General features: G+C 36.6%; 22 protein-coding genes and 9 tRNA genes. 21 read left to right on the top strand and 10 right to left on the bottom strand.

The genetic code is table 11. The features are described 5' to 3' along the window. Positions 1-286 precede the first annotated feature (286 nt). A complete protein-coding gene (rlmD, locus tag QM481_RS15680; protein ID WP_283382403.1) occupies positions 287-1,699 on the bottom strand; it encodes a 23S rRNA (uracil(1939)-C(5))-methyltransferase RlmD in 1,413 nt (470 codons plus the stop codon). A 128-nt stretch (positions 1,700-1,827) separates the two neighbouring features. Here rlmD and QM481_RS15685 point away from each other — a divergent pair, with 128 nt between their 5' ends. After that, entirely contained in the window at positions 1,828-2,643 is an 816-nt protein-coding gene (locus tag QM481_RS15685; RefSeq protein WP_283382404.1) for an SDR family oxidoreductase, read from the top strand. Positions 2,644-2,733: 90 nt separating this feature from the next. Here the strand turns inward: QM481_RS15685 and QM481_RS15690 are convergent, their stop codons facing one another. After that, on the bottom strand, positions 2,734-3,471 hold the full coding sequence (locus QM481_RS15690; RefSeq protein WP_283382405.1) for a hypothetical protein: 738 nt from the start codon (positions 3,469-3,471) through the stop codon (positions 2,734-2,736). 88 nt (positions 3,472-3,559) lie between these two features. Here QM481_RS15690 and QM481_RS15695 point away from each other — a divergent pair. From QM481_RS15695 to QM481_RS15730, 8 genes are all read left to right on the top strand, one after another. Next, positions 3,560-3,632, top strand: a tRNA-Lys gene (locus tag QM481_RS15695). 84 nt (positions 3,633-3,716) lie between these two features. Continuing rightward, positions 3,717-3,789, top strand: a tRNA-Lys gene (locus tag QM481_RS15700). 82 nt (positions 3,790-3,871) lie between these two features. After that, positions 3,872-3,944 (top strand) — tRNA-Lys (locus QM481_RS15705). Between the two features lie 82 nt (positions 3,945-4,026). Then, positions 4,027-4,099: transfer RNA gene (locus tag QM481_RS15710), tRNA-Lys, on the top strand. Between the two features lie 82 nt (positions 4,100-4,181). Next, a tRNA-Lys gene (locus tag QM481_RS15715) sits at positions 4,182-4,254 on the top strand. Positions 4,255-4,336: 82 nt separating this feature from the next. Continuing rightward, positions 4,337-4,409, top strand: a tRNA-Lys gene (locus tag QM481_RS15720). An 86-nt stretch (positions 4,410-4,495) separates the two neighbouring features. Continuing rightward, a tRNA-Lys gene (locus QM481_RS15725) sits at positions 4,496-4,571 on the top strand. Positions 4,572-4,676: 105 nt separating this feature from the next. Beyond that, on the top strand, positions 4,677-5,177 hold the full coding sequence (locus tag QM481_RS15730; protein ID WP_283382406.1) for a hypothetical protein: 501 nt from the start codon (positions 4,677-4,679) through the stop codon (positions 5,175-5,177). On the opposite strand, the gene holA is transcribed toward QM481_RS15730, so the two are convergent. Both holA and QM481_RS15740 read right to left on the bottom strand, forming a co-directional pair. After that, the gene (gene holA, locus QM481_RS15735) at positions 5,154-6,173 is read right to left on the bottom strand and encodes a DNA polymerase III subunit delta (protein WP_166550188.1); all 1,020 of its coding nucleotides are present in this window, start codon (positions 6,171-6,173) and stop codon (positions 5,154-5,156) included. The two genes, QM481_RS15730 and holA, sit on opposite strands and share 24 nt — an antisense overlap. Before the next feature lie 98 nt (positions 6,174-6,271). Then, a complete protein-coding gene (locus tag QM481_RS15740; RefSeq protein ID WP_283382407.1) occupies positions 6,272-6,874 on the bottom strand; it encodes an acyl carrier protein phosphodiesterase in 603 nt (200 codons plus the stop codon). A 171-nt stretch (positions 6,875-7,045) separates the two neighbouring features. On the opposite strand from QM481_RS15740, the gene QM481_RS15745 reads away from it, so the two are divergent. Continuing rightward, on the top strand, positions 7,046-7,558 hold the full coding sequence (locus QM481_RS15745) for an FKBP-type peptidyl-prolyl cis-trans isomerase (protein WP_166550186.1): 513 nt from the start codon (positions 7,046-7,048) through the stop codon (positions 7,556-7,558). 51 nt (positions 7,559-7,609) lie between these two features. Here QM481_RS15745 and QM481_RS15750 read toward each other — a convergent pair whose 3' ends face one another. The 3 genes from QM481_RS15750 to QM481_RS15760 form a co-directional block, all read right to left on the bottom strand. Next, a complete protein-coding gene (locus tag QM481_RS15750) occupies positions 7,610-8,089 on the bottom strand; it encodes a deoxycytidylate deaminase (RefSeq protein ID WP_166550185.1) in 480 nt (159 codons plus the stop codon). Positions 8,090-8,213: 124 nt separating this feature from the next. After that, a tRNA-Met gene (locus QM481_RS15755) sits at positions 8,214-8,287 on the bottom strand. A 24-nt stretch (positions 8,288-8,311) separates the two neighbouring features. Continuing rightward, positions 8,312-8,385 (bottom strand) — tRNA-Met (locus QM481_RS15760). Positions 8,386-8,682: 297 nt separating this feature from the next. On the opposite strand from QM481_RS15760, the gene QM481_RS15765 reads away from it, so the two are divergent. After that, complete coding sequence (locus QM481_RS15765; protein ID WP_095165263.1) at positions 8,683-9,075, top strand: START-like domain-containing protein; 393 nt, start codon at positions 8,683-8,685, stop codon at positions 9,073-9,075. A gap of 61 nt (positions 9,076-9,136) precedes the next feature. Here QM481_RS15765 and QM481_RS15770 read toward each other — a convergent pair whose 3' ends face one another. Further along, positions 9,137-9,541 carry a ribosomal maturation YjgA family protein gene (locus QM481_RS15770; RefSeq protein ID WP_283382408.1) on the bottom strand — a complete coding sequence of 135 codons (405 nt, stop codon included), beginning with the start codon at positions 9,539-9,541 and terminating at the stop codon, positions 9,137-9,139. 96 nt (positions 9,542-9,637) lie between these two features. On the opposite strand from QM481_RS15770, the gene QM481_RS15775 reads away from it, so the two are divergent. From QM481_RS15775 to menD, 7 genes are all read left to right on the top strand, one after another. Next, complete coding sequence (locus QM481_RS15775; protein ID WP_283382409.1) at positions 9,638-10,486, top strand: pirin family protein; 849 nt, start codon at positions 9,638-9,640, stop codon at positions 10,484-10,486. Between the two features lie 350 nt (positions 10,487-10,836). Next, positions 10,837-12,333 carry an LptF/LptG family permease gene (locus tag QM481_RS15780; protein ID WP_283382410.1) on the top strand — a complete coding sequence of 499 codons (1,497 nt, stop codon included), beginning with the start codon at positions 10,837-10,839 and terminating at the stop codon, positions 12,331-12,333. 55 nt (positions 12,334-12,388) lie between these two features. Next, a complete protein-coding gene (rpsO, locus tag QM481_RS15785; RefSeq protein ID WP_095165896.1) occupies positions 12,389-12,664 on the top strand; it encodes a 30S ribosomal protein S15 in 276 nt (91 codons plus the stop codon). Between the two features lie 248 nt (positions 12,665-12,912). Next, the gene (gene pnp, locus QM481_RS15790) at positions 12,913-15,042 is read left to right on the top strand and encodes a polyribonucleotide nucleotidyltransferase (protein ID WP_166550180.1); all 2,130 of its coding nucleotides are present in this window, start codon (positions 12,913-12,915) and stop codon (positions 15,040-15,042) included. Between the two features lie 231 nt (positions 15,043-15,273). Beyond that, positions 15,274-16,137: a sigma-70 family RNA polymerase sigma factor gene (locus QM481_RS15795; protein WP_026995355.1), complete on the top strand. Its 864-nt coding sequence runs from the start codon at positions 15,274-15,276 to the stop codon at positions 16,135-16,137. A gap of 116 nt (positions 16,138-16,253) precedes the next feature. After that, positions 16,254-16,982, top strand: coding sequence for a carbon-nitrogen hydrolase family protein (locus QM481_RS15800; RefSeq protein WP_283382411.1), 729 nt, complete (start codon positions 16,254-16,256; stop codon positions 16,980-16,982). Positions 16,983-17,662: 680 nt separating this feature from the next. Beyond that, the gene (gene menD / locus QM481_RS15805; protein WP_283382412.1) at positions 17,663-19,369 is read left to right on the top strand and encodes a 2-succinyl-5-enolpyruvyl-6-hydroxy-3-cyclohexene-1-carboxylic-acid synthase; all 1,707 of its coding nucleotides are present in this window, start codon (positions 17,663-17,665) and stop codon (positions 19,367-19,369) included. 395 nt (positions 19,370-19,764) lie between these two features. Here menD and QM481_RS15810 read toward each other — a convergent pair whose 3' ends face one another. Then, complete coding sequence (locus QM481_RS15810) at positions 19,765-20,676, bottom strand: tetratricopeptide repeat protein (RefSeq protein ID WP_283382413.1); 912 nt, start codon at positions 20,674-20,676, stop codon at positions 19,765-19,767. A 188-nt stretch (positions 20,677-20,864) separates the two neighbouring features. Between QM481_RS15810 and QM481_RS15815 the strand changes: the two genes are divergently transcribed. Next, positions 20,865-21,308, top strand: a complete 444-nt coding sequence (locus QM481_RS15815) for a peptidylprolyl isomerase (RefSeq protein WP_283382414.1) — start codon at positions 20,865-20,867, stop codon at positions 21,306-21,308. A gap of 2 nt (positions 21,309-21,310) precedes the next feature. Continuing rightward, on the top strand, positions 21,311-21,550 hold the full coding sequence (locus QM481_RS15820; RefSeq protein WP_283382415.1) for a hypothetical protein: 240 nt from the start codon (positions 21,311-21,313) through the stop codon (positions 21,548-21,550). 41 nt (positions 21,551-21,591) lie between these two features. On the opposite strand, the gene QM481_RS15825 is transcribed toward QM481_RS15820, so the two are convergent. Continuing rightward, entirely contained in the window at positions 21,592-23,388 is a 1,797-nt protein-coding gene (locus QM481_RS15825) for a M61 family metallopeptidase (RefSeq protein WP_205690803.1), read from the bottom strand. 125 nt (positions 23,389-23,513) lie between these two features. Here QM481_RS15825 and QM481_RS15830 point away from each other — a divergent pair, with 125 nt between their 5' ends. Then, positions 23,514-26,516, top strand: coding sequence for a tetratricopeptide repeat protein (locus tag QM481_RS15830; protein ID WP_283382416.1), 3,003 nt, complete (start codon positions 23,514-23,516; stop codon positions 26,514-26,516). The last annotated feature ends 6 nt before the right edge of the window (positions 26,517-26,522 follow it).

Here is a 26,522-nt window from a genome sequence, read left to right on the forward strand (position 1 = left end):
CCGTTATGAGCATTTGCCATAAAGGAGTAACCAAACATCACTTCAGTATCTATCTACCATTGAGTGATCGGTTTAACTCCCTCATGACCAAATATTATTTTGTAAGCGTAAATCTACAAATGAGTGATTGTTTTTTATCTGACAATACTTGAGATTGAACATATTCATTTGCTATTAAATACAAAAAAGGGGTCGAAAATTGTTTTCGACCCCTTTTTTGATATTATATTTCAGAATGACATCTCCTCAAATAATCACTCATTCACTAACTCACGCAATTAAACCTCTATCTCTTCACCAATTTCACAACGTTCTCTACATGGTGAGTCTGTGGGAACATATCTACTGGTTGTACTGCTTCAACACGATATTTTAAATCTAGTAAAGCCAAATCACGAGCTTGTGTGGCTGGATTACAACTTACATATACAATCGTGTGAGGTTCGGCATTTAGGAGCGTTTGTACGACTGGCTCATCCATACCTGCACGTGGAGGGTCAGTAATTACAACGTCTGGTCGTCCCTTAGCATCAATAAATGAATCATCTAAAAGCTTACGCATATCACCTGCATAAAACTCCGTATTGTTGATGCCATTGATTTGAGAATTTACCTTCGCATCTTCAACAGCCATTTCTACATATTCCAATCCAATTACTTTCTTGGCTTGTCTAGCGACAAAGTTGGCAATTGTTCCTGTTCCTGTATACAGGTCATAGACAAACTCAGAACCCGTTAGACCTGCATAGTCACGTGTAATTTTGTATAATTCATACGCTTGTTTTGAGTTGGTTTGGTAAAAAGATTTTGGCCCAACTCTGTATTTCAAGCCTTCCATTTCTTCTACAATGTACGGCAATCCTTTGTAGTTAACTACCTCTAAATCAAAGAACGTATCATTTCCTTTGGTATTGATAATGTAGTTTAACGATGTAATTTGAGGGAAGTTGGCATCCAAAAACTCCATTACCAAACTAATCTGCTCCTCGGTTGCGTAGGCAAACTGAACGATTACCATCAAGTCCCCCGTCGTTGCAGTACGAATGATCAAATTACGCAAAGCACCTTTTTCCTGCTTTATTTGCTCGTAATAATCAATTTGATGTTTTTGAGCTAATTCATGCAATGCATTACGAATTTGATTCGAAGGATCTGGCTGTAGATAACAGTGGTCTACATGTAAAATTTTGTCGTAGCGTTTTGGTACGTGAAAGCCCAATGCATTACGAGAAAACTCTTCACCCGATTGAATTTGCTCTATGGTCAACCAACGGTTTTGAGAGAAAGTATATTCTAATTTATTTCTATAATAGAATGTTTCTCCAGAACCTAAGATAGGATTGATGTTAGGAAGATCTACTTTAGCGATTCTTTCCAAGGCATCAGTCACTTGCTTAGTTTTAAATGACAATTGGGTTGCGTAGTCAATATGTTGCCATTTACAGCCACCACAAGTGCCAAAATGATCGCAGACCGTTTGAGTTCTATAAGGGGAACTTGGCTTTATATTTTGAGCAGTCGCTTCATAATAGCTTTTTTTCGATTTTGTAATACGTAAATCAGCATAATCGCCAGGAGCCACAGGACCGTCGATAAAAATAACTTTATCCTCGACACGACTGATACATTTTGCCTCAGCTGCAAAATCTTCTACCAAGACATTTTCAAAAATGATATTTTCTTTGTGCTTTTTTCTCATAAGGATGCAAAATTACAAAAAAGAGCCACATAAATCGAAATCTTTGGACTACATCTAAACTAAAAAATGTATTTTGCTAATTAATACCTAATTTTGAAAATCTTAAACACAAGTATAGATATAGTATTATGAAAGATAAAGTAGTCATTATTACTGGGGCATCGTCGGGTATTGGTAAAGCAATGGCTTTTGCTTTTGGCAATGAAGGTGCAAAAGTTGTAATCACTGGACGTAAGCAAACTCCTTTGGATGAAACTAGCAAAGAGCTCAGTCAAGCTGGGATAGATAACCTTGCTATTGTTTCTGATGTAAGCCTTGAGGAGGATAATATAAAGGTGGTGAAACAAACTGTCGCCAAATATGGCGGAATAGATGTGCTCATCAACAATGCAGGTATTTCGATGCGTGCCATGTTTGAGGATTGCGAGGTAGACGTTATCAAAAAGGTTATGGATATTAACTTCTATGGAACCGTTTATGCCACCAAATATGCTTTACCGTATATCAAAAAAGCAAAAGGTTCTATTGTAGGAATTTCGTCGATAGCTGGATACCGTGGCTTACCTGTCAGAATTGGTTATTCGGCCTCAAAATTTGCCATGAATGGCTTTCTAGAGGCACTTCGTACAGAATTACTTCACGAAGGTGTTCATGTATTGACAGCTTGCCCTGGTTTTACGGCTTCTAACATCCGATTTGCTTCTCTAGGAGCTGATGGTCAAACTAAAGGAGAAAGTATGCGAGATGAAGGAAATATGATGTCTGCGGAGGAGGTTGCAGGTCTTATCCTCAAAGCCGTGAAAAATCGTAAGAGAGAGCTCATTTTAACCACTCAGGGTAAACTTACGGTATTCCTTAACAAGTTCTTACCTTCCTTGACAGATAAGCTTGTATTTAATACACTTGCGAAAGAGAAAGATTCTCCTTTGAAGAAAAAAAATTAGCATTGAGTGAGTTGGTGAATGATTTATTTATTTATTTATTCTACATTTTAAGATAATCACTCATTCACTAACTCACCATTCACTCATTACCTATTCCACCTGCCAAAGGTCAGTTTGCTTCACGTACAAAAGTTGATCTTCCCAAAAGACCCTTTTCCAAATGTCGCTTCCTCCAATAATATTTAGGCGATGCCCTTTGTTAATGACATATTCGACTGGTGCGCCTGCCGATGGGCTTTTTCTTAAGATGACATGGTCTGCATTGATGATGCCTTGATGATACTTATCTGGTAGATTTAATAAAGTCCAAACTCCAATTAAGTAAACTCCCAAAATAATTTTTTGCGAAGTGGGAATATATTCATTTCTATATTTTTTGCCAATCAATACGACAAAAACATATAATCCTATCACAAGCATCAACGCCACCAAAAAGCCAGAATAGGTTTTGTAGACCAATATTAAGAAATTAAAATCATTTAATTCGTATCCTTTTAGTTCGTGTTCTTGGGCAATTGTATAGAGTTTTGAAAGAATTTTGTCATTAGGACTTGTCTCAAAAGACTTATTGAGGTAGTAAAGTGTCCTCAAATAGTCTCCTTTTTGCTCGTTAATTTTAGCAAGCTTCAAAAAAATAATGTGCGACGGATGTTCCAATTTTGTCAATTCTCGTTCAAAAATCCGCTCAGCTGCACCATAATTTTGAATTTTGTATAAAGAATCTGCATTTTTTAGTGATACTGTATTGTCCAGACACCTAGAAAGTTGCGGAATCGTAACGAAGAAAAATAAAAAAAATATAACTTTTTTTAGATGGATGGCTTGCATTATGTTTCTAGAAGTAGTAGTTTTGCACCGCAATTAAGGAAAACGAAACAGAACAACAAAAATACTGAAAACGCTTCTTATATGCAACGATTCCGTAGCTCAGTTGGTAGAGCAATACACTTTTAATGTATGGGTCCTGGGTTCGAGTCCCAGCGGGATCACCGAGATGTCTAGAACGATAGATGTTTTTAGAGTAAAATTTTTGACTTAGTTTTTACGATGTAAATTGTAAAGAAATGAGTACCGATTCCGTAGCTCAGTTGGTAGAGCAATACACTTTTAATGTATGGGTCCTGGGTTCGAGTCCCAGCGGGATCACCTAGATGTCTAGCAAGATAGACGTTTTAAAATAAATTTTTTGACTTAGTTTTTACGATTTAAATTGTAGAAAATGAGTACTGATTCCGTAGCTCAGTTGGTAGAGCAATACACTTTTAATGTATGGGTCCTGGGTTCGAGTCCCAGCGGGATCACCGAGATGTCTAGCAAGATAGATGTTTTAGAATAAATTTTTTGACTTAGTTTTTACGATGTAAATTGTAAGAAATAAGTACCGATTCCGTAGCTCAGTTGGTAGAGCAATACACTTTTAATGTATGGGTCCTGGGTTCGAGTCCCAGCGGGATCACCGAGATGTCTAGCAAGATAGACGTTTTAAAATAAATTTTTTGACTTAGCTTTTGCGATGTAAATCGTAGGAAATGAGTATCGATTCCGTAGCTCAGTTGGTAGAGCAATACACTTTTAATGTATGGGTCCTGGGTTCGAGTCCCAGCGGGATCACCGAGATGTCAAGCAAGATAGACGTTTTAGAATAAATTTTTTGACTTAGTTTTTACGATGTAAATTGTAAGAAATGAGTACCGATTCCGTAGCTCAGTTGGTAGAGCAATACACTTTTAATGTATGGGTCCTGGGTTCGAGTCCCAGCGGGATCACGAAGATTGTCAGTGACAAATCTTCCCTTCGCCTCCAGAGTGGGGCACTTTTATATATAGTGAAGCGGCTACGTGCCAAATCACACGATTCCGTAGCTCAGTTGGTAGAGCAATACACTTTTAATGTATGGGTCCTGGGTTCGAGTCCCAGCGGGATCACCAAAAGGTTCAGAGATTTCTCTGAACCTTTTTTGTTTTAGGGCTCAAAGCTATTTTCTAGTCAATTTTTTTATAATCTTTATTTAATGATTTTAAAAATGCGCAAAAATGAAGAGATTCTACAGCCTCGTAATGTTATTCTATTTCTTAAGCTTTTTTGAGCACAAAGCCTGCGAATGTCCACAGCCTGTGATGGATGCAAAAAAGGCTATTCAGAACTACGCGTATGTGTTTGAAGCTGTTTGTGAAAGTTCAAATCACGATTATCCTTGGAATTACACTTTAAGCATTTTGAGATGGTACAAAGGGAGAAGTTGGAAGTTGAAACTTAATGGTGAAGCAGATGGATGTGGCAAAATACCAAAATCTGGTAAACGCTGGTTGGTTTTTACCAATAACCTTGAGGATGCATCTATCATTAATATGTGTTCGCCGTCTATTGGTTATCTTGATGATATGCTACCGCCATTGCCACAGGGTACTACTGCCCAAATGAAGATATTTTATGTCAAAAAACACGTAAGCCGAAACATACTAATATATAACAAAATGAGAGCCGATTTGGATCGGCTCTCATGGAATGCTTTAATGCAAAATACGAAACGTTAGTTCTTTTAATTTATCGCCATCAGAGCTTGAGCTAGATTCTATTCCTTTGGCTTGTAGCTCTATTTGTTTGATGTCGTGAATGATTTGTATGACTTTGGGTAAATTGTAATTCCTGATGGTTTGAACGTAGTCTTTAGCAAAGAATGGATTAATCCCTAAGAAGCTTGCCAAGCCCTTATCTGACTTATCGGTATGCGTGTGGGCAAGAAGTACCTTACTAAAGAAATTATACATCAAAAGTATCATTGGTGGCAAAGGATTGTCTTTTGGATTGGAAGCGAAAAACTGTACAATTTGATTCGCTTTCAACACATCTCTTTGTATGAGTGCTTTTTGAAATTCAAAATAGTTGTACTCCTTACTAATTCCTACAAAGCGTTCTACTACGGATGCATTGATTTCTTCATCTATTTTGAGATTAATGACAATCTTATCGATTTCTGAAGCCAAACGCTTTAAATCATTCCCAACATTCTCTACAAGCATCTGTACTGCCTTAGGACTGATTTTTACCCCAGATTCATGACAATACTCGATTACCCAGTCAGGTATTTTGTTGTCATACATCTTTTTGGAGGTCATTACCAATCCCGATTGATCTATTGCTTTTACCCAAGCCTTTCGCTCGTCTACTAAATCCTTACTCGCTAAAACCAGAATAGTGGAAGCCAACGGGTTTTTGGCATAGCTTTCAAGTACGGATTGCATATCTTTCTGCTCTATTCCTTGAATGCTTTGCGCTTCTTTTACGATGACTACTTGTTTGTCAGACATCATCGGAAATCGCTTGGCATAGGACATAATGCTGGGCACTGTATGGTCCTTGCCATAAATAATATATTGATTGAAACCTTTATCGGCAGCCGATAAAGCGTTTTCTTCAATGAAGTCTACTACTTTGTCAATAAAATACGGTTCGTCACCGTGGAGTAAATAAATAGGTTGAAAGTGCTTTTTCTTTACTTCTTTAAATACCTCTGCAAATAATTTGGGCATACTATTTTGGGGCTTGGACTCTTATTTCACAAAGATACAACATCAAATGTTTGATTTCTATCAGGTGGCTTGTTGAACAAATTAATTTTCCAGAGATTTTAGAAAACGGGATTTTCTATGAATTTTTGACAATGTGCTTGTATTTCTGGAAAAAATTGAAAGAAATCATCTTCAAATTCCTGATACTGTGCAGTTAATATTTCGGTAGCATTCTCAATGTCAGATTCATATTTTAATCTAGAGGAAATACCTTTTAATGACCATTTCAAACCCTCTAAATTGGCATAATTGGTCAGCCAATCTCTCGAAGTCATTGAGATGATCATTCTATCGAGTGCCGCAGGAAGGTCGTCTTCTCTCTTTTGGAGTATTTGATAAAAATTAGCACTGAAGTCTTCCAATTCGATAGCTGAAAAATGATGGAAATTTTTGGCAAAAATATGATCATAGAACATGTCAATTACAATACCTGAAAATTTATGGTATCGATGCCTGATTCGACTCATGCTCTGTTTTACGATAGGGTGCTGGTCGGTAAAAGCATCAATTTGACGATGCAGGGCTATACCCAAAATGATATCCTTATTATAAGATGTATCATGTAGTTTACTTAGGTGACCTTTCACATAATCTCCCAAGAAATTCCCAAGAATAATGTCCTCATTATCCCCAGATAAATATATATGTGATAAGTAATTCAACTTTTTACAGAATTTTGATGTTGATACCTTATAAAGTTAAGGAAAAAAGATTACGTTTGTAAAATAAACGAAGACTCTTCCAGATTCTTTCAAATAGGTTATAACTCTTGCCGATGACAGGAATAACTTGTTTTAGTATATATTCGCATCGGTACCAAACACTTAGATATAATGCAAATTTCAAACGCTAAAGTTGTGTCATTGACTTATCAATTAACAGTGACAGACAAAAATGGTGACCGTGAGTTAGTAGAAACAGTAGAGCAGGAGCACCCAATGGTATTTATCCACGGTATGAGTGGTTTGCCAGAAGCTTTCGAAGATAAAATTGCTGGTCTTTCAGCTGGAGATACTTTTGAATTCTCAATTCCTGCTGAGGAAGGATATGGCGAGTATGATGCTTCGGCGGTAGTAGATTTACCAAAAGATATTTTCAAAGTAGATGGCGAGTTAGTTGATGAAATGTTAGAAGTGGGTAACTTCCTTCCAATGACCGACGATCGTGGAAACCGTCTTCAAGGTCAAATCATCGAAGTAGGTGAAGATTTTGTTAGAATGGACTTCAATCATCCTTTGGCTGATAAAGAAATGTTTTTCAGTGGCGCTATCTTGAGCGTAAGAGAAGCGACAGAATCAGAACTAGACCATGGTCACGTACACGGTGAAGGTGGCGTTCATCATTAATTCTGATGATAACAAAAAAGTCGCACAGTGTGAGCTATGCGACTTTTTTGTTTATTTAAACAAATGAGATAGTCGATTTTTATCATATTGGATTACCTCTACACCAAACTTCCTTAAGAATTCAACGCCCTCGTCAGCTACTAATCCTTTATACTGCGCATAAGAGTCCAAAAATACTACTTTGCTTATTTTCATAGAGAAAATAATTCTGGCACAAGCAATACAAGGAGACAATGTTACATATAAAGTGGCTCCATCTACCTGTGAACCATTTTTGGCAGCAAACAAAATTGCATTTTGTTCAGCATGTAGTGCCAACGAACAGCTTCCTTTCGAATCGCGTGCGCAGCCATGCTCGGGAAATTCTTCATCGCAGTTGTGTGTGCCTGATGGTGGACCGTTATATCCGATAGAGATAATGCGAGTATCTCTTGCCAAAACAGCACCTACTTGAGCTTTAATACAATGTGAACGTTTGGCGATATTTACAGCCAACTCCATATAAATATCATCAAATTCGGGTTTTGCCATGATGTGCTATAAGATTTGGGAAACAGATAGGAGATAAATCATTCGTAAATACGACACTATTTTGAAGCGAATTTACAAGTTTTTATAAAAAAAAAGCCTTTCTGCGAGAGAAAGGCTTTTTTAGTAGCGGGGAGCAGAATCGAACTGCCGACCTTTGGGTTATGAATCCAACGCTCTAACCATCTGAGCTACCCCGCCAAGGGGCAAATTGTAATAATTTAGTAGCGGGGAGCAGAATCGAACTGCCGACCTTTGGGTTATGAATCCAACGCTCTAACCATCTGAGCTACCCCGCCTTGTTTTTCGTGATGCAAAATTAGACAATTATTCTATCGAAGGCAAGTGATTTAGAGCATTTTTCTGAAAATAATTCGTAACGTATATGGTTACTTATTGGTATTCAGTGCCTTATGAAAGGCAAAAAAAGTGAAAATATTTTTTTTAGTATAAATTATAGTTTAATATTTTAAGTTGCTGAAATACAGATATTTATGTATTATTTTGAGGCTTAATTGAGTAAAGATGTGATAAATACTTGCATATTATCTAGATAATTATACCTTTGCCAAAAAGGTAAATTTAAATTCTTGCGTATGAGTAAGCACAAGTTTGTTATTGAGTTCGAATTAAGAGCATCTCCTAAAGTTTTGTTCCCGTATGTTAGTTCTGCTTCGGGTTTACAGCAGTGGTTTGCGGAGAAAGTAACATTGAAGGATAGCTCTACTTTCGACTTTGTTTGGGATGGTGAAAGTCACATTGCCAAATTGTCTCAATTACGATTAAATAAATCCGCAAAGTTTGATTTTGTCCCTTCTAACCCCGACGACCGTGATCATAATTATCTCGAGTTCAAAATGGATGTTAGTGATTTGACTGGCTCAACCTATTTAAAAATCATTGACTATTCTGCAAATTCGGATGAAGAGGAGTTGACTGAACTATGGGAAGATTTAATTTTTAAATTGAAAGAGATCGTAGGTAACTAATGTTAAACTCAAATGCTAGTTGATGGGATATAATCTAATCCTGCCAACTAGCATTTTAATTTTAGCGTAAATAATTTCTTTTTAGGAAGATGATAATGCTTAAATAACCTAGCGTGTAGGCTATGATATCTAGCCACGAAAATGCACTTCCGATGAGCATTGACAGAATTTTGTATTTTATCAATCCTGTTTTTTCTAGAAAATGAATTTTTTGTAAAAATTCAAGAAAATAAGCCACTCCTAATGCTACTGCTGCCAGCTTAATATCATACTGATTTGTGTGATAAAAGAAGCTTTTAAAAAATGTGTAGGCAAATATCACTGCAATATAGTCCCCAAAAAATGGTCGAAAGAATGCGTCATGAGCATAAAGCGCCAAATACGCTTCATAACAGAATAATACTACACTAATGAATGGATACAGCATACATCGATACGTTGCTGTTTGAAAGAACGAAGTTTTCATGATGAGTTATTAAAGGTGTTTTACGTATTTACAATGAAACTGAATGGCATTTTTTCTAGTTAAGAAAATATAACATGCGTTTCGCACTTCAAAGATATGAGAAATATTAAACAAATTCATCAGCCTCATTATGCACCCATTCGTGATTTGGTAACTTATGGCGTAATTCCAACACGAACTTTAGATTATCTTGACCCATTTCTTTTCTTAAATCATCATGGGTATCAAGTATATCCCAAAAACAATCAAGGTTTACCATTTGGTCCTCATCCACACAGAGGAATGGAAACGGTGACTTTTATTTTGGATGGCGACATCAAACACCAAGATAGCACTGGACATACGAGTGTGATGAAAGCAGGAGGGGTTCAATGGATGACTGCTGGAAAGGGGCTAATTCATGCAGAGACTTCTTCAGAAGAGTTTATGAAGGAAGGAGGACCTCTTGAAATACTTCAATTATGGATAAATCTTCCTGCTTCTCATAAAATGATGGAGCCTCAGTACAAAGGATTGGACAAAGATGATATTCCTACTATTTCGAAAGAAGGTGTTGTTGTCCAAGTATTGTCTGGCAGCGTTGAAGGAACTCAAGGACCATTTGAATCCGTGACTGGAGTAACTTTTACTACGGTAAGCTGTGCTGCGGGCTACTCATGGAGTATGGATATTCCTGCCGAGGATACCATCTTCTTCTATATTGTAAGAGGAAATGTTAGATTGAATAATCGTTCGATTGGGTATCGAAATTTAGTAGAGTTTGATTATCAGGAAGGTAAGTTGTCATTTGATGCCATTGAAGATTCTTACATCCTTTTAGGACATTGTAAGCCATTAGATGAACCAGTAGTTTCACAAGGTCCATTTGTGATGAACACTGAAGAAGAGATTTATCAAGCATATTCAGATTATCAAAGAGGATTATTTGGTAGATGGAACTTTTGATAAAATAATATTTCAATATTACGTATAATAAAAAGGGTATCTAAATTAATTTCTTAGATACCCTTTTTGCTTATTTCTCAAAAACAGTAAAATCTAAAAAATATCCAATTCGTATTCTAAACTTCTTTATTGTCACCGAGTTAGCTGAGTCGAATTTCTTAAAGTTTCTTAAAACTTATTTCATCTATAAAATTCTTCGAAAAGGATTTCGTTAATTTGACTAAAAAGAAATAGGGTAGATAGAAAAAGTTAGCACGAAATTCATCTTAGGATAATTTTGTCTCCTGACGTAATTGATTAAAATATTGCTCAAGAAATGGTAACTTTGCGTTGCAAATTATTGTGGATTTATGAAAAAACTAGATAAGCTTATCCTCAAGGCTTTTTGGGGACCATTTTTACTGACCCTTACTGTTGTAATATTTATATTTTTAATGCGCCTAATTGTGGTCTATTTTGCCGATTTATTCGGGAAAGACTTAGGTGTGGAGTTATATTTTGAATTATTCTTCTACTTCAGCCTAATTACCATTCCGATAGCATTGCCACTAGCGATGTTGATTTCTATGCTAATGACTTTTGGAAAGCTTGGAGAGTTTTTTGAACTAACTGCCATCAAAAGTGCAGGTATTTCTATTAGCCGAGCTTTGCGACCTATGTTCGTGGTGGCGGTATTAGTAGCAGGATTTTCTTTTTGGTTCAATAACGTACTTTGGCCGTGGGCGAATCTTAAAGGATATCGTTTGTTATATGACATAAAAACTACTAAGACAACCCTGAATATTAAGGAAGGAATTTTTTATAATGAGTTACCTGGCTATAGTATTAAGGTTAACAAAAAGTTTCCTAATGGTAAATCCTTGAAAGGTGTCATAATTTATGATCATTCCAAAAATGATGGTAATAAACATGTTACCATTGCGGATTCGGCTTTGATGTATACGATTATGGACAAGCAGTATCTGGTGTTTGAATTATATAATGGTCATGATTATGTAGATGATGCTGATAGGTCGACTGGTGCAGATGCAACCGATTTTGTATCGCATTCATTTTCCAAAAGTAAAGTTGTGATGAGTATGTCGGCATTTGATATGCATAAGACCGAAGAAGATCAATTTAAGCACCATCAAATTATGAGAAATGTGCTTCAATTAGGAAAGGATGCGGATTCTTTGTCGAGACTGACCACTGATTACCGTAAAAACTTTTTTGAAGCTGCGAAGTCATATTATATATACAGTTTGAAAACCTTACCAGCTACTATTACTCCTGAGCAAAAAGCGATTATGAAAAATCAAGGAGATTGGGTAGGGAAAATAATTAAGAAAAAAATTAAGCCTAATCCTTATGAACATTTAGACTTTGCTGTTTCACAAGCCAAAAACATGATTTCATTTGCAGAAAGTAATGTTTTTACCATCACCGCTAAAAATGAGGATTTACGCAAAACCAATTGGTTTTGGCATCAAAAATTTACTGATTCAGTAGCTATTTTTGTTATGTTCTTAATCGGCGCACCTTTAGGAGCTATTATTAAAAAGGGTGGATTTGGAATGCCAGTTGTTGTAGCCATATTTTTCTTCATTCTTTCTTATGTCATGACACAGCAAGGGAAGAAGCTTTCAGAAGAAGGAAAGGTGATGGTACAAGTAGGAGCTTGGACTTCAAATTTGATACTATTCTCTATAGGCATGTATTTCTTTAATAAGGCTCGCCATGACTCACGATTGTTTGAATCTGACGTTTATGTGATGGCAATGGCAAGATTGAAGGAAAAAATAGGCTCGCAAGCAACTTTGAGAAAAATATTTTCTAAAATCGGGATGAAATTTGCAAATAACTAAGAAAATTCCTATTTTTGCACGTTTACAAAAATTCATTAATTTAAACTGGTTGAAGATGTATTTAACTTCAGAAAAAAAGCAAGAGATCTTTGAATCTAAAGGTCACTCGAAGTCTAAAATCGATACTGGTTCTGCTGAGTCACAAATTGCATTGTTTACTTTCAGAATCAATCATTTGACAGAACACTTGAAAATCAATAAGAAAGACCACTCTACTCGTTTAGGTCTTTTGAAATTGGTAGGTAAGCGTAGAAGCTTACTTGATTATCTTATCAAGAAAGATATTACACGTTACAGAGCTATCATTGCTCAGCTTGGCATTAGAAAGTAATTTACTTTCAGCAAACAGGGAATTCTATCTAATAGGGTTCCCTGATTGCATAGACGGAGATCGTCTTCCCCCTCTTCTATTTGGGTCTTCGTTAATAGTTGATAGTTATGTTAATCGTGAAGCAGCCATTCATCATCAAACTACACTATTGGCAATTGACGATTCACTATTAATGACTGCAAATCCAACAAAATCCTTTTACATTTCGTTGATATCAAGTAGCGTAAAAGGTAATAAGCAAACAATTTATGGCGTTTAACGTAATTACGAAAAAAATCACAATGCCTGATGGTAAGGAAATTACCATCGAAACAGGCAAACTCGCGAAACAAGCCGATGGGGCTGTTGTAGTGAGAAGCGGAAATATGATGCTTTTAGCAACGGTTGTTGCTAACCAAACACCAAAAGACGGTGTTGACTTTTTGCCTCTTTCAGTAGATTACCAAGAAAAATTTGCTTCAGCAGGTAAAATTCCTGGAGGTTTCTTGAGAAGAGAATCAAAGTTGTCAGATTATGAAGTATTGGTAAGTAGATTGGTAGATAGAGCTTTGCGCCCTACTTTCCCTTCTGATTTTCATGCAGATACGCAAGTAATGATTAACTTGATTTCTGCAGATGCTGAAGTTTTACCAGATGCGTATGTAGGTCTTGCTGCAGCTGCTGCTTTGGCAGTTTCAGATATTCCTTTCAACGGTCCTATCTCTGAAGTTCGTGTCGCTAAAATTAACGGTGAATATATCGTTAACCCAGAAACATCGATTCTGAAAGATGCAGAATTAGAACTTATTGTAGCAGCAAATGCCAACGATATTTTGATGGTTGAGGGTGAAGCTAACGAAGTTTCTGAACAAGAAATGTTAGAAGCACTTCGTTTGGCTCATGCAGCTATTAAGCACCAATGTGTTGCTTTAAAAGAACTTGAAGCTGAAGTTGGAAAAACTCAAAAACGTGAATATAAACACGAAAATCACGATGAAGAGTTAAGAACATATTTGTGGGATACCTATTTCGATCGCTATTATGAGGTTGCTAAATTAGCAAATCCGAGTAAAAAAGCACGTCGTGAGTCTTTCAAAGCTATTGAAGATGAATATTTCGCTTCATTGCCAGAGGATTCTACTGTCAACAAAAGCTTGGCAAAATGGTATTTCCATGATATCGAAAAAGAAGCGGCTCGTCAATTGGTATTAATCGAACGTTATCGTTTGGACGGTCGTAAACTTGACGAAATCCGTACTATTACTTGTGAGGTTGACTATTTGCCAACACCACATGGTTCAGCTGTTTTTACAAGAGGAGAAACTCAATCGTTAACTACAGTAACTCTTGGAACAAAATTAGACGAGCAAATTGTAGATCAAGCAATGGTGTCGGGATACAATCGTTTCTTGTTACACTATAACTTCCCAGGATATTCGACAGGTGAGGTAAAACCAAACCGTGCTCCTGGTCGTCGTGAAGTTGGTCATGGAAACTTGGCAATGCGTGCTTTGAAAAAAGTATTGCCTCCTGATGCAAAAAATCCATACACTGTACGTATCGTTTCAGATATTTTAGAATCAAATGGTTCATCATCAATGGCTACTGTATGTGCAGGAACGCTTGCGTTGATGGATGCAGGTGTACCTATTAAAGCTCCAGTATCTGGTATTGCAATGGGACTTATCTCTGATCCTAAAACTGGAAAGTATGCAGTACTTTCAGATATCTTAGGTGACGAAGACCACCTTGGTGATATGGACTTCAAAGTAACTGGTACAACTGAAGGTATTACTGCTTGTCAGATGGATATCAAAGTAGACGGTTTGTCTTATGAAGTATTGACAGAAGCTTTGGAACAAGCAAAACAAGGTCGTTTGCATATTTTGGGTAAAATGCAAGAAACTATTGCTGAGCCTCGTAGCGACTACAAACCACAAACTCCTAGAGCAACTGTAATCAGAATCTTGAAGGAGCAAATTGGTGCGGTAATCGGACCAGGTGGTAAAGTTGTTCAAGATATCCAAAAACAATCTGGCGCAACAGTAACTATCGAAGAGAAAGAAGATGGCGGTTATGTTTCTATCTTCTCTGCTAATAAAGCTGCGATGGATATTGCTGTTAAAATGGTAAAAGGAATTGTAACAATTCCTGAAGAAGGCGAAATCTATGATGGTGTTGTTAAATCAATCATGCCATTTGGAGCATTCGTTGAATTCTTACCAGGTAAAGACGGACTTTTACACATCTCTGAAATCAAATGGGAACGTCTTGAAACAATGGACGGTGTACTAGAAATTGGCGAACAGGTAAAAGTGAAGTTGATTGAGGTGGATAAGAAAACTGGTAAATACCGTTTGTCAAGAAAAGTTTTGTTGCCAAAGCCTGAGAAGAAATAGAACAAACTTAAGGTTATTTACGTTATTTTTATAACGGATTAAACTATATTGTTAAATTTGTTTCCTACCAAACAGTTATATTCTTCACTTATATAACTGTTTGGTATATAGTTTTCAGGAAGTGCTATTTGAGTAAGAAATATTGTGACTACCTATTGCAGTATTTTCCCTCAAAAAACTCTTTATTCCTAATTGTTAACCTACTAAGAACTTTAAGAGGTAGTAACTAATATGAGACAGCTAAAAATTAGTAAGCAGATTACCAACCGAGAATCACAATCACTCGATAAGTATTTGCAAGAAATTGGCAAGGTAGATTTGCTAACGCCAGAGGAGGAGGTTATTTTAGCTCAGAAGATTCGTGAAGGAGATCAACTTTCATTAGAAAGATTGACCAAAGCGAACCTTCGTTTTGTGGTGTCTGTTGCTAAGCAATATCAAAACCAAGGCTTAAGCTTAGGTGACCTTATCAATGAAGGTAACCTTGGTTTGATTAAAGCAGCTCAAAGATTTGATGAGACTCGTGGATTTAAGTTTATTTCGTATGCGGTATGGTGGATTCGTCAGTCAATTCTTCAAGCTTTGGCAGAGCAATCACGTATCGTGCGTTTGCCACTCAACCGTGTGGGCTCTTTGAACAAAATTTCAAAGACGTTCTCTGAGTTGGAGCAAAAGTTTGAACGTGAGCCAACACCAGAAGAATTAGCTGAAGTACTCGAAATCACAACTGGAGAAGTGGTAGACACTTTGAAAATCTCTGGTCGCCATGTGTCTATGGACGCACCATTCGTTCAAGGAGAAGAAAACTCTTTGTTGGATGTTTTGGAAAATGACGGCGAAGACAAACCAGATAGCGGCTTGATTAACGACTCACTTCGTCGTGAAGTACAACGTGCATTATCAACATTGACTCAGCGTGAGGCTGACGTAGTAACGCTTTACTTCGGTTTGAATGGTGAGCACGCGATGACTTTAGAAGAAATCGGTGAGAAGTTCAACTTGACTCGCGAACGTGTACGTCAAATCAAAGAGAAAGCAATTCGTAGATTAAGACATACATCGAGAAGCAAAGCGCTCAAAACTTATTTGGGCTAATATGCTTACAATGCCTTTTCGGAGCCTCATTTATGAGGCTCTTTTTGTTTGTGGGAAATACTAAAGAAAAAGTGCATAGTAGAATAGTAATGTGAGAGCGTTAACAAGAGGAAGTCATGAAAATAGCTGTAGCACAATTACGACCAATTAAGGGTAATACATATTCAAATATTGTAAAGCACCAACAACTCATTCATCTAGCTATTTCGTATAAAGCTGACGCCATATTTTTTCCTGAACTTTCTATCTCAAGTTATGAGCCTGAGCTCGCTAAAGCATTAGCATCTGATTTAGGGGATAACCAATTTGATGTCTTTCAAGAAATTAGTGATCACAGTAATATTACGATTGGTATTGGAATGCCTGAGAAGACTATTGCTGGGATTAAAATCAGTATGTTTATTTTTCAACCTAGCCAACCCAGAAAAGCGTATTCAAAGCAACAGTTACATTCAGATGAATTAGCCTATTTTGTAAAAGGAGAAAAACAAAGTATCATAACAATTGATCATGTAAAAATAGCACCAGCCATTTGTTATGAAAGTTTACAACCCTCACATATAGAGTCAGCAGTTGCCCTTGGTGCTGAAATTTATATGGCAAGTGTTGCAAAATCTCAAGAAGGTATACGTAAAGCAATAGCATATTACACTGTAATAGCAAAGAAATATTCAATGCCAATATTAGTTTCAAATTGTATTGGATTTTGCGATAATTTTGAAAGTGCTGGACAAAGTTGTGTATTGTCGAAACAGGGTAATGTAATAGGACAATTAAATAGCACTGATGAAGGAATATTGATTTTTGATACAAAAATATCAGAGATATTAATACAAATAATATAGTCATGTCTTTTTCTCCTCATAACAACCAAGATGCATGCTTTGAGTATAAAAGTTAAGAAAATACAAAATGATAAGATTTGAAACTTCTGATTTAACGATTGCCCTTCTTAATGAGTCAATTTATAGGGTTGATTCAGTCGATAATATGTTTTCTTATACAAAACAATATTGTAGCAGTAATGGAAGTCAATTATCTTCTCGAAAAATCGGAATTAAAATTTGTCAACATAAACAGCTTGTTGGTAGTTGTATTATTCTAGGGATAGGTGGTGCAACAGCAATCACTCAATATTCGTGTATAATTGCATCGGAAAATATATTGATTTGCTGCGGAGACTCTGTATTTTGTCTGTCTCTACCGAGATAAGAATTAGTATGGAATATGAAGTTAGATGACATAACGTGCTTCCAAATTTTTAAGTGTGAGGATGATTTTCTCAAATAGATATAACAAGAATAGATACAGAAGGGAAAATAAAATGGAAATTTAGTGGAAAAGATATTTTTGTATCTCTTACCCAAGAAAAAGCAATATCTATTTTACCTGATGGGGTTTTACTTACAGATTTCGGACAAACAAAATATAAAATAGATTTTGATGGAAAGCTTATATGGACTAATAATTCTAATATGTAACGCATCAAAATAGAAAAAACAAAACAAGAGAACCAAAACCATTTATGGCAATATTACAACCCATTATTAATATAGCGGAAATACTGGTTACCAAAAATGTGACTGATGCGATAATTTCCCCAGGTTCCCGCAATGCACCCTTGACGATTGCGTTGGCAAGACATCCGCAGATAAATGCCTTGTCGGTATCAGATGAACGTTCGGCTGCCTTTATCGCCATGGGAATGGCACAAGTGAAAAATAAGCCTGTCGCTATTTGTTGTACCTCTGGGTCGGCGGCCTATAATTATGCACCTGCCGTGGCTGAAGCCTTTTTTCAAGAGATACCTTTAATTGTTTTTACAGCTGACCGACCAACCGAATGGATACATCAGCATGATGGACAGACGATTTATCAGGAAAATATTTATGGAAAACATGTAAAAGCTTCGTATCAGGTAGGCGCAGATTATTCGCATCCTGATGCTCGCTGGCATATCGAACGAGTGATGAATGAGGCTATCAACACAGCCAATACTTTTCCCAAGGGGCCGGTTCATATCAATATTCCTTTGCGTGAGCCATTTTATCCTTCAGCTGAAGAACAAGTTGTATTCGAACGTCCAAGAAATATTCGCCAGCATTCGTCAAAAGCTAGTTTGAGCCAAGAGACTTGGGAGGAGTTACTTGATCAAATAGATGATTATTCAAAAGTCATGGTTATTGCTGGACAAGATGCGACTAACCCTGAAGTTAATCAAGCGTTAAAAGGATTACAAGAAGAGTTTGGATTTGTAGTGGTTGGAGATTTGATTGCAAATACAAAAGGCGAGTTCATAGCAAATCATGATTTGTATCTAGGTCAGTTAGACGATAGCTATGCTCCAGAGCTTTTGATAACGTTTGGTAAATCGGTGATTTCAAAATCATTGAAGCAGTATATCAGAAAACACAAACCTGAAGCTCATTGGCATGTTCAAAGTTCTACTCATGTGATTGATACTTATCAAAGCCTTACAGATATTGTTTCGATAGCTCCTGAAGACTTCTTTAAAGAATTATTGGAGAGCTTAGATTTAAGAGCTTACAAAATGGGTGATGAGGAAAAGTCTTTCGAGTACCAAGAACAATGGTTTAACCTCGAAAGAAAATCTTCAAGATATATTCATCAGGTTTTGAGTAGTACCGACACTTGGAATGAATTCACGACCTATTATAAAGTGATGGAGAATATTCCTGCTGGCTCACAGTTGCATCTGGCAAATTCGATGGCCGTACGATATGCCAACTATCTTCACTTACCCAATATTGATGAGGTAGAGATTTTTGCCAATCGAGGAACGAGTGGCATTGATGGCTGTGTAAGTACTGCTGTGGGCGCGGCTTTGGCGACTGAAGCTCAAGTGTATCTTTTGGTGGGAGATGTAGCTTTTTTCTATGACCGTAATGCGCTTTGGAATAATTTCTTGCCATCGAATCTCACGATCTTTTTAGAGAACAATAGTGGGGGAGGAATTTTTCGGATGATTGATGGACCAAGTCAGCAACCAGAGCTTGAACCGTTTTTTGAAACTGCTCAAAAAATGACAGCAAAGCTAACTGCCGAAGAATCCAACATGGAATATTTATCAGCTACGAATTTTGAGCAGTTAGAAAATATCCTGACTACAATTCCACAAAAGTCTACTGGTGCTCGACTTTTTGAAATCCATACCAACTCAGTAGAGAATACAGCTTTCTTTAAGAAATTTAAAACTAATTTCATAGTTTAAAACCTGCTGAAGCCTAAAATACATAAGCCCTGAGAATCAAACGAGCTGTAATTATACCTAGAACAAGCTCAAATAAGCGATTCTCAGGGCTTTTATTTAGGCATAAAAATGGCAAAAAGGCTGTTTTTTGAGTAATATAATGCCGAATATTAAAGGGTATCAAACTTTTATGAAAGATAAAATTTGTATTATTTTAATGCTTGGCAAAGAAAATGCCGAAATAACACTTTTTATTTTTGTACTATTCTAATATTACTTAAAAATGCCTATAAAATAGACTCGAGAAAACAAATTAGTAAGTAAAGTAAGAAAATAGTCTATTGCTGAAGCCTTCTCCTAAATTTTATTAAATCAAAAAATCCCTAGCAACATTTTTGTGTCTAGGGATTTTTTGATTATTGAATCGAAATATTAGGGTTAAGTTTTTTAGCCTTATCAAAATACTCTTTGGCTTTTTGTATATCTCCTTTTTTCTGGAAATATAAACCTAAGTTACGAATGGCGAATGCATTTTCGGATTCTATACGTAAGGAATGTTCTATGGTTTCCTTTGCTTCATCCAACTTCCCTAATTGTAGTAAGATATACCCTTTATTGTTGAGATAGTAAGCTTGAGCAGGTTTGAGAAATATCGCCTTTTCTACCAAAGGTAAAGCCTCTTTATATTTTCCTTCTTCACTCAAAATAAAAGCTAGATTGTTTAGGGCAAAGTGTTGTTTAGAGTTAATACTTAAAGCCTTTTCAAAATCCTTTTTTGCCAAAGGATAATTGTTTTGTTCAAAGTACAAATACCCATGATTGGTATATGCCTCAGCATTATTGGGATCAAGTACGAGTGCTCGCTCATAAGCTGCGGTAGCTCCCGAATAATCTTGTGTTTGAGTCTTGACGTTGCCTAGCGTAACATAGTAAAAACTAGAATCTTTATAAACCTTTCCAATCTTGTTAAGGTCTTGTATGGCTTCCTGATAATTACCAAGGTTAAATAACAATTCGGCGCGATTATAGTAAGCCTCCCAGAATTTAGTATCTACCTCTATGGCCTTATTAAAATCCTCTAGCGCTTTCTCAGGCTTATCACTTTTTTGGTAGGCCAAGCCTCTATTATTATAAATATCAGCAAAATCTGGTTTCTTGTTCAGCGCTTCACCATACCAATGAATGGCCTCGTTATATTCTTGTTCTTTTAGTTTGAAATTACCTCGCTTGAAGAACTTAATGGCTTCCTCATTTTTATCAGTTCCACAAGACCCAAGACTCAACATAGCTGCTGCCATGATGATAGGGAATAGCTTTCTACTTTTCATTGAATTTGAGATTTATTCATTAATGTACATTTACTCAAAATTACGCTATTTTGCTCGAAAGACCGACTAATGTGCAGAAATCGTATAAGAAGAAACAAATGAGTAAAATGTTTAAAGAAATGGAAGAGATGCCTTAACTTTGCAAAAAACAATTGCTGTTTTATCATCCATTAACAATTGATTATAGTATGTTAAAAGCTGAAATGTTGACCGAAAAAGGTCTAATGGTTATAACGTTTTTCGAGGAGGATGCTCCAATTCATGTAAAGAACTTTGTTGATTTATCGAAAAAAGGATTTTATGATGGCGTAACTTTCCACCGTGTTCTTCCAGATTTTGTAATCCAAGGAGGTGATCCAACTGGAACTGGTGCTGGTGGTCCTGGTTACACAATTCCTTGTGAGTTGACTGGAAATAACCAATACCATGATCGTGGTGTTTTGTCAATGGCACACCGTGGTCCAAACACAGGGGGTTCTCAGTTCTTTATTTGTCATAGCCGTAACAATACTGCGCACCTTGACCGTAGACATACATGTTTTGGTAAAGTTGTAGAAGGTTTGGACGTAATTGACTTAATTCGTCAAGGAGATAAAATCATCAGCATCACTATTGTTGAAGAAGAAGCTTAGTTATGTACTTTATCGGAGAAATCCCAAACCCCAAATGTAAGGTATCCCTATACAAATGGAATAACAAGTATTTTGTAAAATTTGAAACGGCTGATTTAGAACAAACTTTCAAAATTTCAGAAACGGAAGTTTCGGGAGAATCAGAAGTAAGAGAATTGATTACAGAAGAATTTGTAGATAAAGTGATCAAACGCTTTGAAGATATGTATGGCGATTTGCATAATGCCTTGAATCCCTACTAACAAAAAAGCCCTGAATACTCAGGGCTTTTTTTATAAATGACTTATTGGATAAACATCCATTTTTTGTAAAGTGCTTTTTGCTGTTCGGTTTGATCAGCTATTGGCTCCAGCTTATAAGATTTGATTGGGTTTTTAGCAAGTGTTACTGAGTACGTTTTTTCTAAACCATCTCTTTTTACTTTGACCTCAATCACATCACCAATTTTTTTCGAAGCTAATAATTTTGTTAAGTCTTCTACTTTCTGGCCATCGATGCTCAAAATCTCATCGTTGACATTCAGTCCATAATTGTAGGCAGGAGAGTCTCTTCTTACAGATGAAATTTTTCCAGCTCTTAAATCAGCACCAAGGAAAGCATTGGTATTATCAGCATTCGTATCTACGATCTTCAAACCTACTGGGGCTAAGTATACATTATAAGGAATAGACTCAGTACCAAAGATATAATTCTTGAAGAATGACGACATATCTTTGCCTGCTACAATATCAGTAGCTTTCATGAATTCTTCATCTGTAAAACCACGACCTAGCTTTTTGTAGTAATTCTGATAAAGGTAACGCATTAAATCGTCTAGGTTCTTTTCGCCTTTCGTTGAAGACAAAATGGCTAAGTTCAAAATTCCTCCTAACACAGCACCTTTGTCATAATAAGATACCGTGCTATTACGAGAGTTTTCGTTTGGACGATAATATTTAATCCACGCATCCCAGCTAGACTCAGCTGCTGATTGAATAGCATTACCCGGTTGGTTTTCGATGGTATTCACATCGTCCATATACGATTTGATATATTCTTCAGGAGAGAAGATACCTGCACGGCGGAGGATATAATTTTCATAAAAACTTGTACCTCCTTCAGAATACCACAACATGTGCGTGTAGTTTTCGTTTTCATAGTCGAAAGGTCCTAAAGCTTTCGGACGAATACGCTTTACATTCCAAAGGTGGAAATATTCGTGAGCAATAAGACTTAGAAAACCTTTGTATGATTTTTCATTTTCGTACACACCACGTGAAGTTTGGCAAGTAGTAGAATTAAGGTGTTCTAAACCACCACCACCAGCGGCAAGGTTATGAATCAAAAAAGTATAGTCTTTACAAGGGTGTTCAGTCACCACGCTTTTGGCAGCTTCGCAAACACGTTTAATGTCGTTAGTTACTTTTTCGGCATCATACTTTGCCTCACCATACATAGCAATTTTGTGAGGAACACCTGCTAAATCAAAGTTTAAAACTTTTTGATTACCTATCTCGATAGGAGAGTCTATCAAAATGTCTAGGTTATCTGCCAAGAAGGTATTTTTAGAAATTTCTTTCATGCCAGTCGAAATCGTTGACCAATCTTTGTAAGGCGTAATTTCTAAAGTAGAAGGCAAAGCTTTCCATTCATTCACATACATGAATACACTTGCTGGATTAAGATAGCCATGAGAATCATCCAAAAACGAGGTACGAACGGACAGTTCATAAGCATAAACTTTGTATTTTAGCGTTACTTCCTGAGTGGAGGCATTCACTTTTATACGCCAAGTATTTTTGTTGATTTTGTCAAGAGACAATGGAGTGTTTGCCGAGGAGGCAGTTACTGATTCCACATTTTTAGCGTATTCACGAACAAGGTAAGACCCCGGAGTCCAGACAGCCATTTTTACATCGACGAAACCTTGCTGTTTCATTTTGGCATCTAGCGTCTTCAATTTCATGACTACGTCAAAGTAGTGAGACTGAGGTTTTTCCATAGAAAGCGCATAAGCAATCTTGGATTGTAGCTTATTAGTTTGAGCTGATGAAATTACGCTAAACAGTAAACAGATAGCGAAAATTGAGATTTTTTTCATAATTTAACGTATGAATTTTGCGTTTTTAAAACGTGAAACTAACAAAGCCTCGCCTTTGAAACAAGTAAAATTTGGCTAATCTATTATCCCAACAAAACATAGATACCCAATAAAAAACATATCTAATGAAAAAATTACCTTCGATTGTATTTTTATCCGTTGCGGCTACATGTACTATTTCTGGTTATGAAATTTTTGCACAAAGTACGCTCAACTATAATGAAGCCAATATTCATTTTAGAAACGGACAAGAGTATTATGAATCCAAAAGCTTTGAAGCGGCTCGTGCCGAATTTGAACTCTATCTCTCTGAACATCGAAACTTCTTAGACAAAAATGACCCTAATCAGGCTTGGGCGAAGTATTTCATCGTGATGTGTAGCTTATACCTAGATCGTGCCGATACCGAACTCCTTGCCGACCGATTTGTTCGTGAATATCCCGAACATCCTGTGGCGAGTAACCTTTTCAGAGAAATTGGAAATTACTTCTTTGATAACGGGGAATATGGAAAGGCCATAGACTATTTGAGTAAAACTGGCAAAACTGATGAAGAATCCCAGTATCATTTGGGTATTGCCTATTACCAAACGCAGTCGTATGCGCAAGCGCTTACCGTATTTACACGTCTTCGTGAAAGTCCTAACCAAGCTTACGGACCTCCATCTGCGTATTATGCAGGAGCAATTCAGTTTCAAAATAAAAATTATGAGGAGGCAATCAGCAATTTTAATCTTGCTGAAAAATCTTCGCAGTATAAAGCTGAAATTCCCGGATGGATTGCCAATGCCTATTATCGTCAAGGTAAGTATAACGAAATGCTTGATTATACAGAAAGAGTACTTCGTGAAAAAGGGCGTAAACTCGATGATATTGCTTTGCTAACGGCGGAGGTATATTTTAATAAAGGGAATTACGAAAAAGCAGCAACTTATTATGGTGTTTATAAAAACTATAAATCACAAGGGATGATGCCAGTTGTGGCGTACCGTTATGGATATAGTCTTTATAAAACTAACCAGTTCTCTGCTGCAACTGATCAACTGAAAAATGTTGCCTTGCCTAAAGACACTTTAGGACAGAATGCTTCTTTTGTGCTAGGAATTTGTTATCAAAGAGTCAATAATTTAACAGGTGCACTTGGTGCTTTTGATCAAGCTAGTAAATTGTCATTCAATAAGCCTGTTCAAGAGGAGGCAACCTTTAATGTTGGTAAAGTACTTTTAGATCTAGGTCGCTCCAATGAATCTGTAAAAGCATTAGAAGGTTTTATTGCCCAATATCCTGGTTCAAGATTTGAAGATGAAGCCAATGAACTACTTTGCGAGGCATATCTTTCATCTAATAACTTGTTGGCAGCTCTTAATTTTGTAGAGAAACTTCGTAGAAGAACTCCGAGAGTAAATGCTGTTTATCAGCGAATTGCTTTCAACCAAGCTGTAAAAAAATATAACGAAGATGGATATGCGGAGGCAGTTACCTTTTTCGATAAATCTTTGAGTGCCCCAGAGTCTCGTGATTTAAAATACAGTGCGATGTATTGGAAAGGCGAATCATTGGTTGGTATGAATCAAAATGCTGCTGCGATTGATTTGTATAAAAAAGTAATTGCTGCGACAGACAAAGATGTTCCTTCTTTACCTGAATTTCAACAGAAAAGCCGTTATAGCCTAGGTTATATTTATTTGTCTACCAACCCAGCGGAGGCGAATGCTTATTTTAATGAATACTATCAACGCGGAGGTACAGATGGTAATGTAGATGATGCACTTTTGCGAATAGCGGATTCTTATGTAGCTCAGGGTCAATATGCTCAAGCACTAAAAGCTTATGACAAAGCCTATCAAACAGTAAAAACGAATAAAGATTACGCTCTCTATCAGAAAGGAACAATTCAAAATATTTTGAACGACCCTAATGGTAAAGCAACACTAGAGGAAGTTGTTCGTACATTCCCGCAGTCAAAATATGTGGAAACAGCTTTACGTGATTTGGGCGATAACGAAATGTCTGCTGAGCGTAGTGAAAAAGCAATTGCCTATTATTCAAGATTAATTTTAGAACGTCCTCAAAGTGCCTTGGTGCCTTATGCAATTATGCGTAGAGGAACGGCTTTCCAAAATATTGGAAGAACCCAAAGTGCTATTTCAGATTATAAGTATTTGTTAAGAAATTATATCAACGATTCTGATTTTGCCTCACAAGCGATGGCGGGTTTGAATGAGTTGATGGATCCAAGTTCTCCAGAGTATATCGAGATAAAAGCTTTGTATGCCAAAGCAAACCCGAACGATACCAGTTTGCGAGAAAAAGAATTTGAAAAAGCGAAAGGGTTATATTACGACGATGCACACGACAAAGCTTTAGTTGCTTTTGGAGAATATGTTCGTAACTATCCAGATTCACCTGATACCCCAGAAGCTAAATTCTTAATTGCAGAAACGTATTTCAAGCAAAAAAATAAAATGGATGCTTTACGCAATTACTATATTGTGATTGCAGACAATAAGTATAAAGCACTTTCGAAAGCTTACGCCAAGGCAGCGCAAATTGAACTTGAAAACAGTAATTATTCAAGAGCGATAACTAACTATCGTGGGGTGTTGAGAGTTTCATCGGATCGTAAAGATAATCAAACGGCGATTCAGGGTTTGATGGATTCGTATTTCAATACACCGAAAAATGACTCTACTATCTATTACTCAAAACAAATGGTATTACTACCTGAAGCTACAGTTGCACAAAAAACGAAGGCTTACTATTATATGGGTAAAGGATACTTGCAAATTGGGGATAATATTTCAGCAACGAGCTCATTTAATCAAGGGGTGGCTCTTGCAAAAGATGACTACGCAGGGGAGTGCCAAATTATGCTAGCAAGAATGCTTTATAGTCAGAAAAAATATAAAGAGTCAAGTGAAATGATTATGAATAAGTTTAACAATGAGTTCTCGGGTGTGTCGTTACCAGTGATGGGGAAAGCCTTTTTATTGTTAGCGGATGACTTTATTGGAATGGAGAATTATTTCCAAGCAAAAGCAACCCTGAATTCTATCATTGACAAACTACCAGATGAGAATTCGGTTGAACAAGCGCGTGTAAAACTACGCTCTATTAGTAACAAGTAATCTAAA

The sequence above is a fragment of the Flectobacillus rivi genome (genome assembly GCF_030056655.1).
In the GTDB taxonomy this organism is placed as follows: domain Bacteria; phylum Bacteroidota; class Bacteroidia; order Cytophagales; family Spirosomataceae; genus Flectobacillus; species Flectobacillus rivi.